The sequence below is a fragment of the Nocardiopsis sp. iso_40 genome, assembly GCF_056173285.1.
In genome coordinates this window covers 4,816,156-4,830,110 of record NZ_CM149666.1, presented here as the reverse complement: position 1 = coordinate 4,830,110, position 13,955 = coordinate 4,816,156, and the positions used below count along the sequence as shown (strand labels likewise).

Below are 13,955 nucleotides of genomic sequence, written 5' to 3'. Positions count from 1 at the left end.
CGGTCCCGGCCGGACCGGTTACCGGGGGTCCGGGGGCGCATCGACAGCCCACCGCGACTCGGCTAGAAAGGACGGATGATCCGATCTGGCTCCTCCTCCACCGGCACCGGGGCCCCGGAGTTCACCGAGGCGGACCTTCCCGGCCTGCGAGGGCGGGGCTTCGCCCTGCTCATCATGGCCACAGCGGTCGGCCTGTGCGGGTTCGCCGCCGTCCTGCCCCTCGTGCCCCTGTGGGCGAGCCGGGGCGGCGCGGGCGAGTTCGGGGCGGGCGGCACCACCGCCGCGTTCATGCTCACCACCGTCCTCACCCAGTTGGGCATGCCCTGGCTGCTGGACCACGCGGGCGGCTACCGGTGGACGTTCCCCGTCGGTTCCCTCGTCATGGGCCTGCCCATGCCGCTGTTCGCCCTCACCACCGAACTCGGCCCGCTGGTGGCGGTCTCGGCGGTACGCGGAGTGGGGTTCGGAATGGTCACCGTGGCCGGGACGGCACTCGCCGCCCGCCTGGTCACCAAGGAACAGGTCGGCCGGGCCACCGGCTACTACGGCCTCGCCGTCGGACTGCCGCAGATCGTCATCCTGCCGGGCGGGGTGGCGCTGGCTCTCAACATCGGCTTCGGTACCGCCTTCTGGCTCACCGGGATCTGCGGGGTGGTCGCGGCGGTACTGGCCTCCGGGATCTGGTTCGCCGACGGCGGCCGTAACCGGGCGGCGCTGCGCGGTGCGGACGCGGGCGCCGGTCAGCCGGGCGGGGACGGCGGGCCGGAGTCCCCCCGCGGACTTCCGCTCCTGGCAGCCCTGGCCGCGCCACTGGTCATCATGCTGGTGGTCTCCTCGGCCGCCAGCGCGGTCGTCACCTTCCTCGCGATCCCGCTCGAACAGGCGGCCTGGCTGGTCAGCGCCCTGCTGGCCGCCTACGCGCTCACGCTCGTCACCGGCCGCTGGACCGCGGGGGTCGTGTACGACCGGTACCGGCGCACCCTGCTGCTCCTGCCCGGGACGGCCGCCGCGGCCGTGGGTGCGGGACTGCTCACCGCCGGGCTGTGGGCCAACGGAGACGGCGCGCCGGGCGCGGGCGTCGCCCTGTTGGTGCTGGCGGGCACGGCGCTGTTCGGACTCGGCTTCGGCGCGGTGCAGAACGAGACCGTCACCGTGATGCTGGACCGCGCCGGACCGGCCGGGTACGGCCGGGCCAGCGCGGTGTGGAACATCGGCTACGACGCGGGCACCGGGGCCGGGGCGATCGGCCTCGGCCTGGTCATCCAGCTCACGGGTTACGGCCCGGCCTTCGCGGCGGTGGCCGTCGCCCTGACCGCCGTCCTCCCGCTCGCCCTGCGGCGCCGCCGAGCGCCGGGGCGGTCCGGACTCAGTACGAGCTGATGTGCACGTGGTCGTAGTGGTTCTGGGTCAGGTCACCGCGGTCGTTCATCCACGTCCACTGGCGCGACGTCGACTGCCAGATCTGCTGCTCCCAGATGATGTACTTGATGCCCAGCCGATCGGCGTTGGCGATCCCGTAGTCGGAGATCTGCTGCCCGAGGTCCTTGTTCGCGGCTGAGGGCGCGGCACCGTTGGCGCTCATCATGAAGTCGCAGGCCCGGCCGGTGCCGTGGTCCTGTGCGCTCGGCCGCCAGCAGCCCACCGGGTAGGGCGCGCCGAACTTCATGATGATCTCGTCGCGGATCGCCGCCATGCGGGGCGTGGTCTGCTCCCAGCCGCCGCCGCGCGCGCTGGCGGGGATCGTACCGTTGCCGGGCGTCTCGGGGATCTGCTCGGCCTCGTACTCCTCGATGCGCGCCTCGACGTCCTCGCGCTGCTCCTCCAGCTCCTCGACGAGCTCGGAGGCCTCGCTCAGCTCGTCCTGGAGCTCCTCGGTGACCTCGGCCTGCTCGTCGCGCAGGTCGATGAGTTCGGAGATCTGCTCGGCCTGGCTGTCCCCGAGGTACTCCATGGTCGCGGCGTCGCTGAACATGTTCTCGGGCTCGCTGGAGAAGACGATCTGCAGGGTCGGGTCGAAGCCGTCTCCCTTGTAGCGGGCCGCGGCGATGGCCGACACCCCGCCGCGGGAGTCCTCCAGACGCTTGTCGAGGTCCTCCAGATCGGCCTCGGCGGCCTCCACCCGGTCCTTGATCTCGGTGTACTGGAGCAGCTCGCCGTCGTAGGTCTCCTCCAGCTCCTCGGCACGCTGGTTCAGTTCGTCGATGTCCACGTCGTCGTCCGGCTCCGCATGGGCCGCACCGGGCAGACCGAGGAGGGCCAGCGCCGTGAGAGCGGCGAGGGACGCCGTTATCCGGCCGTGGCGAGGGGCGTTACGAGGAGTGGATGTCATTGTCTGCTCCGTGGACGGTCTGAGAGCATCCGCTACGCCGGGGGGACGGGCTGTGCCGTCACGGGAGGGGAGTTGCTCAGCAGACCATACGAGATCTTGGCGTTACGTGCACAGTGAGTCGACTCGCGTTGCTGTGGGGGAAATGGCGGGGGTCTGTCCAGAAGATACCCGGGCCGGGTGACCGCGCCGGACGCCCGGGTCCGTGAACGCCGTTCGGATCAGCCGTTGCCGCCGAAGGCACTGGGCAGGCGCACGGAGGTGGTCGGGGCGGGCCTGTCCGCGGGCAGGAACCAGTCCGAGCGGCGGATGTCACGCAGTGCCCGCTTGCGGTTCTCGGCGTCCAACCGGTCGATGTAGAGCATGCCGTCCAGGTGGTCGGTCTCGTGCTGGAGGCACTGCGCCATCAGCCCGGTCCCCTCGACGGTGACCGGTTCGTTGCGCAGGTCCACGCCCCTGACCACGGCGCGCTCGGCACGCTCGGTCCGGTACCAGAGCCGGGGGATGGACAGGCAGCCCTCGTCGCAGTCCTGGAGCTCGGCCGACAGCTCGACGATCTCCGGGTTGATCACGTAGCCGATCCGGTCCTCGACGGAGTAGCTGAACACCCGCGAACCCACCCCGATCTGGGTGGCGGCGACGCCGGCGCGCCCGGGGGCGTCCACCGTGTCGAGGAGGTCGCGGACCAGCTTCTCCGTGCGCTGGTCGAAGGTGGTCACGGGTGCGGTCCTGGTCACGAGGACGGGATCGCCGAAGCGGACGATGGGGCGCATGGTCATGCGAACAGGTTAGTTGCAGGCCGCCAGTTCCCGGGCACGGAGCGGGGGAGGCCGGGGCGCACTGTCCCCGGGGGTGGGAGCCGGTGCGTGGACGGGGCTCGTGGCGGGGGAGCGGTTCAGGTGGCCAGGCCGGGGCGCAGGGACTCGTCCAGGACCATCTCGATGTAGTCCAGGGCGGCGCGGCGGCGGGCGAGGGCGCTCTCGTACAGGGAGGGCGCCTGGACCCCGCGGCGGACGCGCAGGCACTCGTTGACGATGCGCTGCCAGCGCTCGGGGAAGGCGTGCAGGGCGTACAGGCCCGCGCCGGACTTGGAGGTGATCTCGCCGGTTCTGAGCGTGAAGTGCAGGCGGCTGACGCTCAGCACGCTCCACGAGGGGGCGAGGGAGCCGAGGACGGCGAGGCCGCGCGGGGTGACCAGGCGTCCCGCCTTCTCCCGCCAGCGCCGCCACTGTTCGTCGAGCGACCCCAGGGACCAGGTCCGCAGGCTCTCCGGTTCGTCCCACACGTCCAGTTCCACGGGGTGCGGTCCGCGCACGGTGACGCCGCGGTCGGCCAGGACGTGCCAGTTGGCCGGGTTCACGTCGGCGGAGGCCCGGTGGCGGAACCTGCCGTTGACGACGGAGGGGACGGGGGCGCAGTCGGCGGGGTCCCGGTTGAGCTCCTCCGGGGTGACGTGGATGCCGTTGAACTGGGGGCGGGGGACCTCCTGCCGGGTCCGGGCATGGATCCGGCGCAGGGCGTCGAGGTCGTCCTGCTCGACGCGGCGGCCGGTCACGGCGACGAAGTCGACGTCGCTGGTGTGCGGACGGAAGTCGCCGAGAGCGACCGAACCGGTCAGGTAGAGGCCCTGGACCAGTCCGGGGGCCTCCTGGTCAGCGTTGGCGAGGAAAGCCTGGGTCAGCGTCTGCACCCGAGGGTGGACGGCCATGCTCACTCCAGTCTGGGACGGTTCGGTGGTGGCTTACGGTGCGTGTCGAACGGAGGTCGAGTCGGTGCGCCGTACGGGGCCCTCCCGCTCCCGTGGCGGAACTGGCGCCGAGGTGCTGGTGGGGCCCTGCGGCCCTCCGTTGTTTCCCAAGTGTGGTCGTGGCGCCGGATGATGGCAAGTGATCACGCCGGACTCTCACCCTGTCCCCCCACGTCAAGTGGTGTGCGGTTATGGCGGGGAGGGGGAGCTCGCACCCTTGACAGCGGGAGCGGGCCTGTGGCACGGGATGTGCGGTTCGCCGACACGGGCCCGGACCCCCGCGGCGCGGACACGGACCGTTTCGACGGCCGCGGTCCGAACGCGGTTTTCCGGCGCTGCGGCCGTGCTCATTCCGTCGCACGTGCACCTGGCCCGTGCATTTGCATTAGCGGTTTTCCGGGTCGGATTTCTCTAGGGAGATCCCGGGGCCGTCCGGTGCCCGATATCGGAAAAGTGGCGTCCAGCACGTTCTACTCGCCGGTAGTTTCTGGGGGCGTATGCCGACTTCTTATGTTATGCGAGGTCAGTGCTCTTTGCGTGCGGTGTCTGAGGGGTTGGCTGCGTTCTCCGTGCGGTGCCCGGAGACGCACGACACCTCCGGGGGAAGTGGACACGGGGCTGTTCTTGATGGATTGTTATGATTCACCAAGGCTTCCCCAGGTGATAACCAAGTAAGCCATTGTCTGCTGTTTTCATCCGCGTAACACAAGGGCACTCCCCTGAAACTGTGTCCCTTTACGCTCGGCGGGTGACGGTAGAACTCACAGCGACCCAAGGAGCCGGGCATGGTCCCCACGATGGTCCTCGTAGCCGATGATTCGCGTGACGCCCACCGACGCGAGGCCCTGTGCGGGCTGGCGGAAGCGGTGGCCGAACGCGGTGAGGCGCCCGTGACGGCAGCCTTCGGCAGTCCCGCCGAGGTCAGCGCCGCGATTCACTCCGTCCGCGGCCCCAAGGTGGTGGTGCCCGCCTTCGTCGCGGGAGGCGACGTAGCCAGCGCCCACCTGCTCTCCCGCCTCGACCTCGGTCAACTGGAGAACTCCTGCCACACCTCGCCCCTGGGCGCGGTCCCCTCCATCGTCGCCGACCTCGCGGGTCGCCTCGCCGACTCCGGATGGAAGACCGAGGACGGCGTGGTCCTCGCGGCCGACGGGACCACCGGCGCGGAGGAGCGCCAGGTGGTCATGGACGTGGCCCGGATGCTCAGCCGCAGGCTCTCCTCGCCGGTCCAGGTCGGATACCTGCGCACCTGGGCGCCCTCCGTCTTCGACGCGGTCGACCGACTGCGCCGCGACGGTCGCGACCGGGTCGCGGTGGCTGCCTGGCGGCTGGTCGACGGTCCCGACTTCGACCTGCTGCGCGGGCTCGACGCCACCGCCATCACGGCCCCGCTGTGGCCCTCCGAACTGGTCGTGGACACGCTCCTGGCCCAGCACCGGGCGGCCAAGAGGCGGCTCACCTGACGTACGTGTTCCGGCACCCGAGGTGACATCACCGCTGAGAACAGCCACGACATCGTTACCCGGGCCACGCGGGTGGGTAGGAGACCCACGGGTGGGAACTCCCCACACCCGCAGCGCGGTACCCGCCGACGTGCCGACACCCCAGTGGTGCGGAGACGGTTCGGGCACGGCCCCTCCAGGAAGTTCGTGCGTGTCAGCCCGGTGCGGAGCTCCTCCCGAGGCCGGTTCGGGCCCCGAAGACGCTCGTCCTCCGCGGACCTCCCCGTCCGTTGGCGCGAGACGGGGCCGGGCTCCGGCGGCCGTCGACGCGAGCGAACCTAAGGTGGATGTATGAACGACGTCACAGCGCAGTTCGTCGATGGCCGACAGCGTCGCCGTCTCGAACGGCGCTTCGGGGCCCATGTCGCCGGATGGCTCACCGAACTGCCCGCGATCGTCGAGAAGCTCGCCGCCGAGTGGGGACTGACCGTCGAGGGCCCCGCTCCGCACGGTCGTACGTCCGTCGTCATCTACGTCCGTTGCGCCGACGGCAGCGAGGGGGTCCTGAAGATCTCCCCGGACAGCCGACTCGCCACATCGGAGGCTGGGCTCCTGCGGATGTGGAAGTCCTCTGCACGCGTCCCCGACGTGTGGGGCGTGGACGCCGGGAGCGGGGCGATCCTGATGGAGCGGATCGAGGGCGAGACGGTCGCGCGCACGGGCGTGGTCCCCCCGATGGAGACCATCGGGGGTCTCATCGCCCAACTGCACGCGGTCCAGGTCAGCCCAGCCGAGCGGATGGAGCTGCGTCCGCTCTCCGCGCGCGTGCAGTACGTGTTCGAGGTGTGCGGGAGGGAACGCGACGAGGGACCGGCCTCGGACGTCGTTCCGGCCGCGCTGATGCACCGGGGCGCCGCATCCGCCAGGGACCTGGCCCACGGGACGGTCGATGTCGTCCCGCTGCACGGGGACCTGCACCCGGGCAACGTCATCGACGGCGGCGCACGCGGACTCGTCGTCCTCGACCCGCGCGCCTGCCTGGGCGACAGCGCCGCGGACGCGGTCGACTGGGCCGTGTGGAAGGCCGAGAGCATCCCCGAGGTGGAGCGCCGCGTGGGTGTGCTCTCCGACGTGATGGCGGTGGACGGCGGCCGGATGATGGAGTGGGTGCGCGCCTTCGCGCCCTGCTTCGCGGTGGCCAAGGTCAACCGGGGCCAGACCGACTCCGTGGAGTTCGACCTGATGATGGACCTGTGCGGGGTGACCACCTGACGGTTCGGTCCGCGGGATGTGCCGGGGCGTCCCCGGGAGGGATCCGGGGGCCCGGCGCCTGGTGGCCCGGCACCGAGGGCCAGCGGACGGTCAGCACCACCGACTCCTCCTCGGCGAGCCAGGAGTGGCCGACCCCCCGCCCCCACACCACGTAGTCGCCCTGCTGCCGCAGCAGTACGCTCCGGCCCGGGAACTCCACCCGGAACCGTCCGCTGGTCAGCACCAGCAACGCGGTGCGCTCCTCCGCCGACACCCAGGCGGCCCGCTCGTCGCCCGCCGGGTGCGCGCCCCACTTGATCTCGACGTCCTCGCTGTGGCGGGGGTCGGCGGGATCCTTGAAGTGGCCGAGCAGCCACCCCCGGTCCAGAGCCGAGTCCTCACCCGCGTTGCCCACGTGGACGCCGCCGCTGTCCCCGCCGTTCGGTGCGTCGTCGTCCACCGGGATCGCTCAGCCCTCGCGTTCGAAGCGGTAGCCGCGACCGGCCTCGGTGATCAGGTAGCGCGGGTGCGCCGGGTCCGGTTCGAGCTTGCGGCGCAGTTGGGCCAGGTACACCCGCAGGTAGTTGGTCTCGTTCTGGTAGCTGGGCCCCCACACGTCGTGCAGCAGCTGGCGCTGGCTGACCAACTGCCCGGCGTTGCGGGCCAGGAGCTCCAGGATGTGCCACTCCGTGGGAGTGAGCCGCACCTCCTCGCCGTCGCGCAGCACCCGCTTGGCCCCCAGGTCCACGTCGAAGCAGTCGGTGCGCACCACCGGGGCCTCCTCCACCAGGACGGCCCGGCGCTCGGCGGCCCGCATACGCGCCAGCAGTTCGTCCATCCCGAACGGCTTGGTGACGTAGTCGTCCGCACCCAGGTCCAGGCACCGCACCTTCTCACTCGCGGAGTGCCGGGCCGACAGCACCAGGATGGGCACCTGGGACCAGCCGCGCAGCCGCTGGATGACCTCGACGCCCTCCATGTCCGGCAGGCCCAGGTCCAACAGCACCACGTGGGGGTGGTTCTCCGAGGCCAGCCGGAGCGCGCCCGCACCGTCCGCGGCGGTGTCCACGTCGTAACCGCGTGCCCGGAGGTTGATCCGCATCGCCCGGATGATCTGCACGTCGTCGTCAACGACCAGGATGCGCATGCCTCTCCTCTTCGTCACCGCTGTCCACCGCCCGCAGGGTGAACACCATCGTCAGTCCGCCGCCGGGGGTGTCCTCGGGGGCGAGGGTGCCGTGCATCGCCTCAACGAAACCACGCGCCACCGCCAACCCCAGTCCCACCCCCGTGCCCTGGGGGGCGTCGCCCAGGCGTTGGAAGGCCTCGAACATCCGCTGCTTGGCCTCGTCCGAGACCCCCGGGCCGCGGTCCACCACCCGCAACTGCACGCTGTCGCCGTGCGCGCTCGCCGCCACCAGCACCGGTGTCCGGGGGTCGGGGTTGTACCGCACCGCGTTGGTGACCACGTTGGCCACGGCCCGGTCCAGCAGGCCCGCGTCCACCCGCACCCGCGGCAGACCCTCCGGGACGTCCACCACGACCGCGTCGCCGGGCACCCCCAGCAGGGTCGCCGGGAGTACCTCGTCCAACGCGACCGCGCGAAGCTTGGGCCGCACGCTGTCGGTCTGCACCCTGCTCATGTCCAACAGGTTCCCGATGAGCCGGTTCAGCCGGTCCGCCGACTCCTCGACGGTCTCCAACAGCTCCGCGCGGTCCTGCGCGGAGAGTTCGATGTCGGTGGCCCGCAGGCTGGACACGCTCGCCTTGATCGAGGTCAGCGGGGTGCGCAGGTCGTGCGAGACCGCTGCCAGCAGCGCCGTGCGAATCCGGTTGCCCGCCACCTGGCCGCGCGCTTCGGCCGCGTCCCAGGCCAGACGCCGGTGCTCCAGGGCGATGCCCACGTGCGTGGCGAAGGCGCCCAGCACCCCCCGGTCGGCGGCGGGCAGCACCCTGCCGCGCAGCCCCAGAGCCACGGTGTCGGAGACCGAAACCAGGGCGTCCGCCTCCTCCGGGGACTCACAGGCCGGGGTGCCCACGCTGTGCACCGCGTGCCAGCGGCCGTCCTCCAACCGCTCCAGCAGGGTCGCCGACCGCTGCCCGAAGGTCTCCCGGATCCGCCGCAGCAGCGCCTGGAGCGGTTCGTTCCCGGACAGCACACTCGCCGCCAACAGGGTGATCGCGTCCGCTTCGGCCCGGCCGCGCGCCGCCTGCGCCGAGCGGCGGGCCGCCATCTCCACCATCACCGCCACCAGTGACCCCACCAGGACGAACACCGCCATCGCCAGGAAGTTGTCCAGGGACACCGAGGGCCGTCCGTGCAACGGCGACAACAGCACCGTGAGCAGGACCGCGCTCCACAGCGCCGAGGCAAGAGCCGGGCGCAGGCCCCCCACCGCGGCGGTGACCACCGTGATGAGCAACAACAGCAGGGGGTCCGAGGCCGGGCCGACCCCGTCGAAGACCGGCAGCGCCAGCACGAGGGTCAGCAGGAGCGGGGCCATCAGCGCCAGCGCCCACCCCCACACCCTGCGGTGCCCGTTCAGGCCCCGGCCCGGTGCGGGTAGCGGCCAGCGGCCCCGGCCCACCTCCTCGTGCGTGACGATGTGCACGTCGATGTCGCCGGACTCCCGCGCCACGATCGTGCCCACCCCGGGCCCGAACACGTACTGCCAGGCGCGGCGGCGCGAGGAACCGAGGACGATCTGGGTGGCGTGGACGCCGCGTGCGAACTCCAACAGGGCCGAGGGCACGTCGGCCCCGACCACCTGGTGGTAGGTGGCGCCCAGCTCGGCGAGCAGGTGCCGTTGTCGTAGCAGCTCACCGGTGGGCCGTTCACCGATGCCGTTCGGCGGGACCACGTGCACCGCGAGCAGGTGGCTCGGCTGGGGGCGGCCGCTGCGTGAACGGGCCGCGACCCGGGCGGCGCGGCGGATCAGCGTCTCGCCTTCGGGTCCCCCGGTCAGCGCCACCACGACACGCTCCCGTGCCTCCCAGGTGTTGTGGATCTCGTGTTCGCCCCGGTATCGGGCGAGTCCCTCCTCGACCCGGTCGGCGGTCCAGAGCAGGGCGAGTTCGCGCAGGGCCGCCAGGTTGCCCTCGCGGTAGAAGTCGGCCAGCGCCGCGTCCACCCGCTCCGCTGGGTGCAGGTCGCCGCGGGCCATCCGGCGGCGCAGCTCCTGGGGGGTGACGTCGACGAGCTCGATCTCCTCCGCTTCGCGCACCACCCGGTCGGGGACGGTGTGCTCGGGCCGCACCCCGGTGATCTGGTGGACGACGTCGTAGAGGGAGTCCAGGTGGTGGACGCCCACCGTGGACAGCACGTCGATCCCCGCGTTGAGGAGTTCCTCCACGTCCTGCCAGCGGGTGGGGTTGGGGGCGCCGGGACCGTTGGGCCGGGCCAGGTCGTCGACGAGGACCAGTTGGGGTGCGCGGGTGATCACCGCGGCGGTGTCCACCGAACCGGAGGGGTGCGGCGGGAGGGTCTCAAGGCCCTCGAGGAGCTCCGAGGTGTGGAGTCGACGGTGGGTGTGCACCGCGCCGACCACGACGTCGGCCCCGAGTTCGGCCCGGCGGCGCGCCTCGGCCAGCGCGTGGTGGGTGGTCCCGACACCGGGGGCGGAACCCAGGTGGATGCGGAGTCTTCCTTTCACGCCTCCCATTGTGGGTCCGGGGGTGTGCTCCCGGTGCGGTTCCGGTGTGATCCCGGCGACTCCGGGTGACCGGAAGCGGCCTATCGCTGCCTTCGTGCGGCCTGTGTCCGATAGAACTGGATGATCCTTTTCGACAGCGCACACCACGAGGTACCTCCCCATGGGACAGCCCCCGCCCCCGTACGGCCCGCAGGACCCCTTCCCGGGGCAGCCCGGACAGCCGCCGCAGGGTCCGCCGCCCGGGTACGGCCAGCAGGGCCCGCCGTCCCCGCAGGGTCCGCCCGGGCAGTACCCGCAGGGAGGAACGCCCCCGCAGGGTCCGCCCGGGCAGTACCCGCAGGGGCCCTTCCCCGGGCACCCGGGTCAGCCGCAGCAGGGGATGCCGCCGCAGGGCCCGCCGCCCGGGCAGTACCCGCCGCCGGGCCAGTACCCGCCCGGCCACGGCCCGCAGGGCCCGGGGGCCGGAGCGCCCGGGAAGAGCAGGACCGGGCTGATCATCGGCGGCGCGGTCGGGGCGGTGGTGCTGGCGGTCATCGGCGGCACCCTGGTGTACGTCAACTCCGGCGGTGACTACCTCGCGCTGCCCGACGACTGCTCGGAGGTGGTCGGCGACGACCTCCTGAACGACGTCTTCGAAGGTACGGTCCCGAGCCTGGACGGTGAGTTCAGCCGGGAGGACCCCGCCGACGAGGGCCTCCACGGCATGCTGTTCTGCTCGGGTTCGGCGAACGGGGTCGAACTGGGCGTCCACGTCCAGTTGTACGACCGCGAGGAGTCGGACCGGGAGTCGGACATGGACCGCGCCTTCGACCTGGAGGGCGAAGGGGGCAATCTGATGCAGGACGAGGAGATCCCGCCCGGCGAGGTCACCGAGCACGCCTTCGGCACGAACACCCGCACGGTCCAGATCCTGTGGGACGAATCGTCGATCGGGGACCGGAGCCTCGTTCTCGGATCGGTCGATCCCGGCGGCGACGCCTACATGTCGCAGTTCGGCATGGGTGTCGCCCGGCAGGAGAACGCGGTCCTCGCCCTGACCGTCGACTACTCCGACGCCTCGTCGAGCCCGGAGATCGAGGAGATCTACGACAGGACCGAGGCGGCGCTGGGGGCTGTGGCCAAACAGCTCCCGCGGTTGGCCGAGAGGTAGGCGCGGCCGGGAAACGGGCGCAGGCGGACTGCCCGGCCCGAACCGGCGGGGGCGGCGGGCCGGGGCCGACCGGGGGAACCGGTCGGCCCCGGCCTACGGCTCAGGCTTCGGGAATGAGCTTGCCCGGGTTGAGCACGCCCTCCGGGTCCAGCGCCGACTTCACCGCGCGCAGCACCTCGGCGCCCAGCGGACCCAGCTCGGCCGTCATCCACGGCCGGTGGTCGGTGCCCACGGCGTGGTGGTGGGTGATCGTTCCGCCGTTGGCGACGATCGCGTCCGAGGCCGCACGCTTGGCGCGCTCCCAGCGCCCGGCCGGGTCCTCGCCCGCGCCCGTGGCCACGGTGAAGTACAGCGAGGCGCCGGTCGCGTAGGTGTGCGAGACGTGGCACTGGACCACCGCGCCGCTCTCGTCGTCGTCCAGGGCGCCGGTCAGCGCGCCCACCACCGCCGCGTGCAGCGGTAGCAGGTCGCTCCAGGATGCGGCGGTCTCCAGCGTCTCGGCGAGGACGCCCGCGGACAGCAGGGTGTCGCGCAGGTAGGGCGCGTGGAAGCGGGTCTCGCGCCAGTGCGCCACGGGGTCCGGTCCGAGCGGGGTACCGCCCGCGGCCTCCAGCAGCCGCCGCACCACCGCCGAGCGTGACTCGACCTCGGCGTCCGTCCCCTCGAAACCCAGCACCGCCTGACAGCCGGGGACGGCCTCACGCCCGCCGAGAGCCGCGTTCACGAAGGTCTCGGTCTCGTCGGAGAGCCGGGCCATGGTGGGCCGGGTGTCCGACTGCGCGAGAGCGCGCAGCGCATCGACCCCGGTGGCGTAGTCGGGGAAGGACCAGGCCTCGTCCAGAACCCGCTCCGGCCTGGGCCGCACTCGCACGGCCACCTCGGTGATCACGCCCAGGGTGCCCTCCGAGCCCACGAGGAGCCGGCGCAGGTCCGGGCCGGCGGCCGAGGCCGGCGGGCCACCGGCCTCCAGGGTGCCGCGCGGGGTGGCGACCCGCAGGCCCACCACCATGTCCTCGAAGCGGCCGTACCCGGCGGAGGCCTGGCCGCTGGACCGGGTGGCGGCGTACCCGCCGATGGTCGCGTACTCGTAGCTCTGCGGCACGTGACCGAGGGTGAGCCCGTGCTCGCCCAGCATCTCCTCGGCGTGCGGGGTGCGCACACCCGCGCCCAGGACGGCCGTCAGCGAGGTGGCGTCCAGCGAGACCAGCCGGTTCAGGCGGCGCAGGTCGAGGCTGATCACGGCCCGGAGGCCGCCGTCGACCGGGGAGAGCCCGCCCACCACGCTGGTCCCGCCGCCGAAGGGCACCACGGCCACCCGCTCGGCCGAGCAGGCCGCCAGGACCCGCTCCACCTGGTCGTGGTCGGCCGGGTACAGAACCGCGTCGGGTGCGGGGGAGGCCTTCCCGGCCCGGCGGGCGAGCAGGTCCGGGGTGCTCTTGCCGCCGCTGTGCAGCAGGCGGGCGGTGTCGTCGGTGCGCACCTGCGGTGCCCCCACGACCTCGGCGAACACCTCTCGGAGCCGCTCGTCCAGGCGGGACTCGGACAGGACCACGTCATCCTCGGCCACCGGGGGCATGTCCTCGGTCCGGGTACGCAGCACTTGGGAGACGAGTTCGCGCGTACCGGGGTCGAGTTCCCCGGCCTTGGCGGGGTCGCCCCAGGCGAACCAGCTCATGTCCGGTGCGGTGCCGTCGGAGGCGGCCGGGGCGTGTTCAGTGCGAGCATCGTGGGTCATGCTCTACAGTTTTACACATGGCGTCAAAACGTAACGTAGAGGACGAAATCCTCGACGCGGCCCGCACCTGCGTCGAAGCCTTCGGGGTACGCCGCACCACCCTGACCGACGTGGCCCGCCGCGCCGGGGTCAGCCGCCCCACCGTCTACCGGCGCTGGCCCGACGTGACCGCCCTGGTCGCGGAGCTGCTCACCCGCGAGCTCCGGCGCATCCTCATCGCCGAGGAGGTGGCCGCCGAGCAGGACAGTACGGCCGAGAACGTTCGGACCCGGCTGGTGCGGCACGCCGCCGGGGTCGCCCGCGCCATGCTCGCCCACCCCCTGGTCGGCCGGATCGTCGACACCGAACCCGAGCTCCTGGCCACCTACACGTTCCACCGGCTGGGCAGCAGCCACCGGGCCGCACTCGAACTGCTCGAACCGGCCCTGGCCGAAGGCCAGGCCGACGGTTCCGTCCGCGAGGGCGACCCCGGCGTCCTGGCCCACCTGTTCATGGTCACCGTGCAGAACACCGTGACCTCCCGCCGCCTGTTCACGGAGGTGCTCGACCAGGACGGGCTGGTCGACGAACTGTCCGTGCTGCTCGACGGATACCTGAGTCCCTGACCGCACCGGCCCGGCCACCGCCCTCCCGGATCCGCGCGCAACCGAA

The 13,955-nt window shown here is 72.2% G+C and carries 12 protein-coding genes; 5 read left to right on the top strand and 7 right to left on the bottom strand.

Annotation, left to right across the window (positions count from 1 at the left end; translation table 11 throughout):
- Positions 1–75: 75 nt before the first annotated feature.
- The gene (locus AC0VYD_RS20950; RefSeq protein ID WP_475477139.1) at positions 76–1,380 is read left to right on the top strand and encodes an MFS transporter; all 1,305 of its coding nucleotides are present in this window, start codon (positions 76–78) and stop codon (positions 1,378–1,380) included.
- On the opposite strand, the gene AC0VYD_RS20945 is transcribed toward AC0VYD_RS20950, so the two are convergent.
- From AC0VYD_RS20945 to AC0VYD_RS20935, 3 genes are all read right to left on the bottom strand, one after another.
- Positions 1,367–2,329 carry a coiled-coil domain-containing protein gene (locus AC0VYD_RS20945; protein ID WP_475477138.1) on the bottom strand — a complete coding sequence of 321 codons (963 nt, stop codon included), beginning with the start codon at positions 2,327–2,329 and terminating at the stop codon, positions 1,367–1,369. The genes AC0VYD_RS20950 and AC0VYD_RS20945 overlap by 14 nt on opposite strands.
- 218 nt (positions 2,330–2,547) lie before the next feature.
- Positions 2,548–3,105 (bottom strand): peptide deformylase, encoded by a 558-nt coding sequence (gene def / locus AC0VYD_RS20940; RefSeq protein ID WP_473038325.1) that lies wholly within the window; start codon positions 3,103–3,105, stop codon positions 2,548–2,550.
- A 116-nt stretch (positions 3,106–3,221) separates the two neighbouring features.
- Positions 3,222–4,034 carry an aminoglycoside adenylyltransferase domain-containing protein gene (locus tag AC0VYD_RS20935; protein WP_475477137.1) on the bottom strand — a complete coding sequence of 271 codons (813 nt, stop codon included), beginning with the start codon at positions 4,032–4,034 and terminating at the stop codon, positions 3,222–3,224.
- An 824-nt stretch (positions 4,035–4,858) separates the two neighbouring features.
- Between AC0VYD_RS20935 and AC0VYD_RS20930 the strand changes: the two genes are divergently transcribed.
- Positions 4,859–5,536, top strand: a complete 678-nt coding sequence (locus AC0VYD_RS20930; RefSeq protein ID WP_475477136.1) for a sirohydrochlorin chelatase — start codon at positions 4,859–4,861, stop codon at positions 5,534–5,536.
- A 330-nt stretch (positions 5,537–5,866) separates the two neighbouring features.
- The gene (locus AC0VYD_RS20925; protein ID WP_475477135.1) at positions 5,867–6,787 is read left to right on the top strand and encodes an aminoglycoside phosphotransferase family protein; all 921 of its coding nucleotides are present in this window, start codon (positions 5,867–5,869) and stop codon (positions 6,785–6,787) included.
- Here AC0VYD_RS20925 and AC0VYD_RS20920 read toward each other — a convergent pair.
- From AC0VYD_RS20920 to AC0VYD_RS20910, 3 genes are read right to left on the bottom strand one after another with little or no spacing between them, the layout of a single operon-like run.
- Entirely contained in the window at positions 6,720–7,226 is a 507-nt protein-coding gene (locus tag AC0VYD_RS20920; protein ID WP_475477134.1) for a cupin domain-containing protein, read from the bottom strand. The genes AC0VYD_RS20925 and AC0VYD_RS20920 overlap by 68 nt on opposite strands.
- 9 nt (positions 7,227–7,235) lie before the next feature.
- Entirely contained in the window at positions 7,236–7,913 is a 678-nt protein-coding gene (locus AC0VYD_RS20915; RefSeq protein WP_475477133.1) for a response regulator, read from the bottom strand.
- Entirely contained in the window at positions 7,894–10,428 is a 2,535-nt protein-coding gene (locus AC0VYD_RS20910) for an ATP-binding protein (RefSeq protein WP_475477132.1), read from the bottom strand. The genes AC0VYD_RS20915 and AC0VYD_RS20910 overlap by 20 nt, the downstream gene beginning before the upstream one ends.
- Before the next feature lie 151 nt (positions 10,429–10,579).
- Here AC0VYD_RS20910 and AC0VYD_RS20905 point away from each other — a divergent pair, with 151 nt between their 5' ends.
- A complete protein-coding gene (locus tag AC0VYD_RS20905) occupies positions 10,580–11,569 on the top strand; it encodes a hypothetical protein (protein WP_475477131.1) in 990 nt (329 codons plus the stop codon).
- A 100-nt stretch (positions 11,570–11,669) separates the two neighbouring features.
- On the opposite strand, the gene AC0VYD_RS20900 is transcribed toward AC0VYD_RS20905, so the two are convergent.
- Positions 11,670–13,304, bottom strand: a complete 1,635-nt coding sequence (locus AC0VYD_RS20900; protein ID WP_475477130.1) for an FAD-binding oxidoreductase — start codon at positions 13,302–13,304, stop codon at positions 11,670–11,672.
- Between the two features lie 17 nt (positions 13,305–13,321).
- Between AC0VYD_RS20900 and AC0VYD_RS20895 the strand changes: the two genes are divergently transcribed.
- Complete coding sequence (locus AC0VYD_RS20895; RefSeq protein ID WP_475477129.1) at positions 13,322–13,909, top strand: TetR/AcrR family transcriptional regulator; 588 nt, start codon at positions 13,322–13,324, stop codon at positions 13,907–13,909.
- Positions 13,910–13,955: the final 46 nt, after the last annotated feature.

What these genes read in the sequence shown, in the direction of transcription:
- AC0VYD_RS20950 (WP_475477139.1), top strand. Translation starts at nt 76, where the DNA reads ATGATCCGATCTGGCTCCTCCTCCACCGGCACCGGGGCCCCGGAGTTC.
- AC0VYD_RS20945 (WP_475477138.1), bottom strand. Translation starts at nt 2,329, where the DNA reads ATGACATCCACTCCTCGTAACGCCCCTCGCCACGGCCGGATAACGGCG.
- def (WP_473038325.1), bottom strand. Translation starts at nt 3,105, where the DNA reads ATGACCATGCGCCCCATCGTCCGCTTCGGCGATCCCGTCCTCGTGACC.
- AC0VYD_RS20935 (WP_475477137.1), bottom strand. Translation starts at nt 4,034, where the DNA reads ATGGCCGTCCACCCTCGGGTGCAGACGCTGACCCAGGCTTTCCTCGCC.
- AC0VYD_RS20930 (WP_475477136.1), top strand. Translation starts at nt 4,859, where the DNA reads ATGGTCCCCACGATGGTCCTCGTAGCCGATGATTCGCGTGACGCCCAC.
- AC0VYD_RS20925 (WP_475477135.1), top strand. Translation starts at nt 5,867, where the DNA reads ATGAACGACGTCACAGCGCAGTTCGTCGATGGCCGACAGCGTCGCCGT.
- AC0VYD_RS20915 (WP_475477133.1), bottom strand. Translation starts at nt 7,913, where the DNA reads ATGCGCATCCTGGTCGTTGACGACGACGTGCAGATCATCCGGGCGATG.
- AC0VYD_RS20910 (WP_475477132.1), bottom strand. Translation starts at nt 10,428, where the DNA reads ATGGGAGGCGTGAAAGGAAGACTCCGCATCCACCTGGGTTCCGCCCCC.
- AC0VYD_RS20905 (WP_475477131.1), top strand. Translation starts at nt 10,580, where the DNA reads ATGGGACAGCCCCCGCCCCCGTACGGCCCGCAGGACCCCTTCCCGGGG.
- AC0VYD_RS20900 (WP_475477130.1), bottom strand. Translation starts at nt 13,304, where the DNA reads ATGACCCACGATGCTCGCACTGAACACGCCCCGGCCGCCTCCGACGGC.
- AC0VYD_RS20895 (WP_475477129.1), top strand. Translation starts at nt 13,322, where the DNA reads ATGGCGTCAAAACGTAACGTAGAGGACGAAATCCTCGACGCGGCCCGC.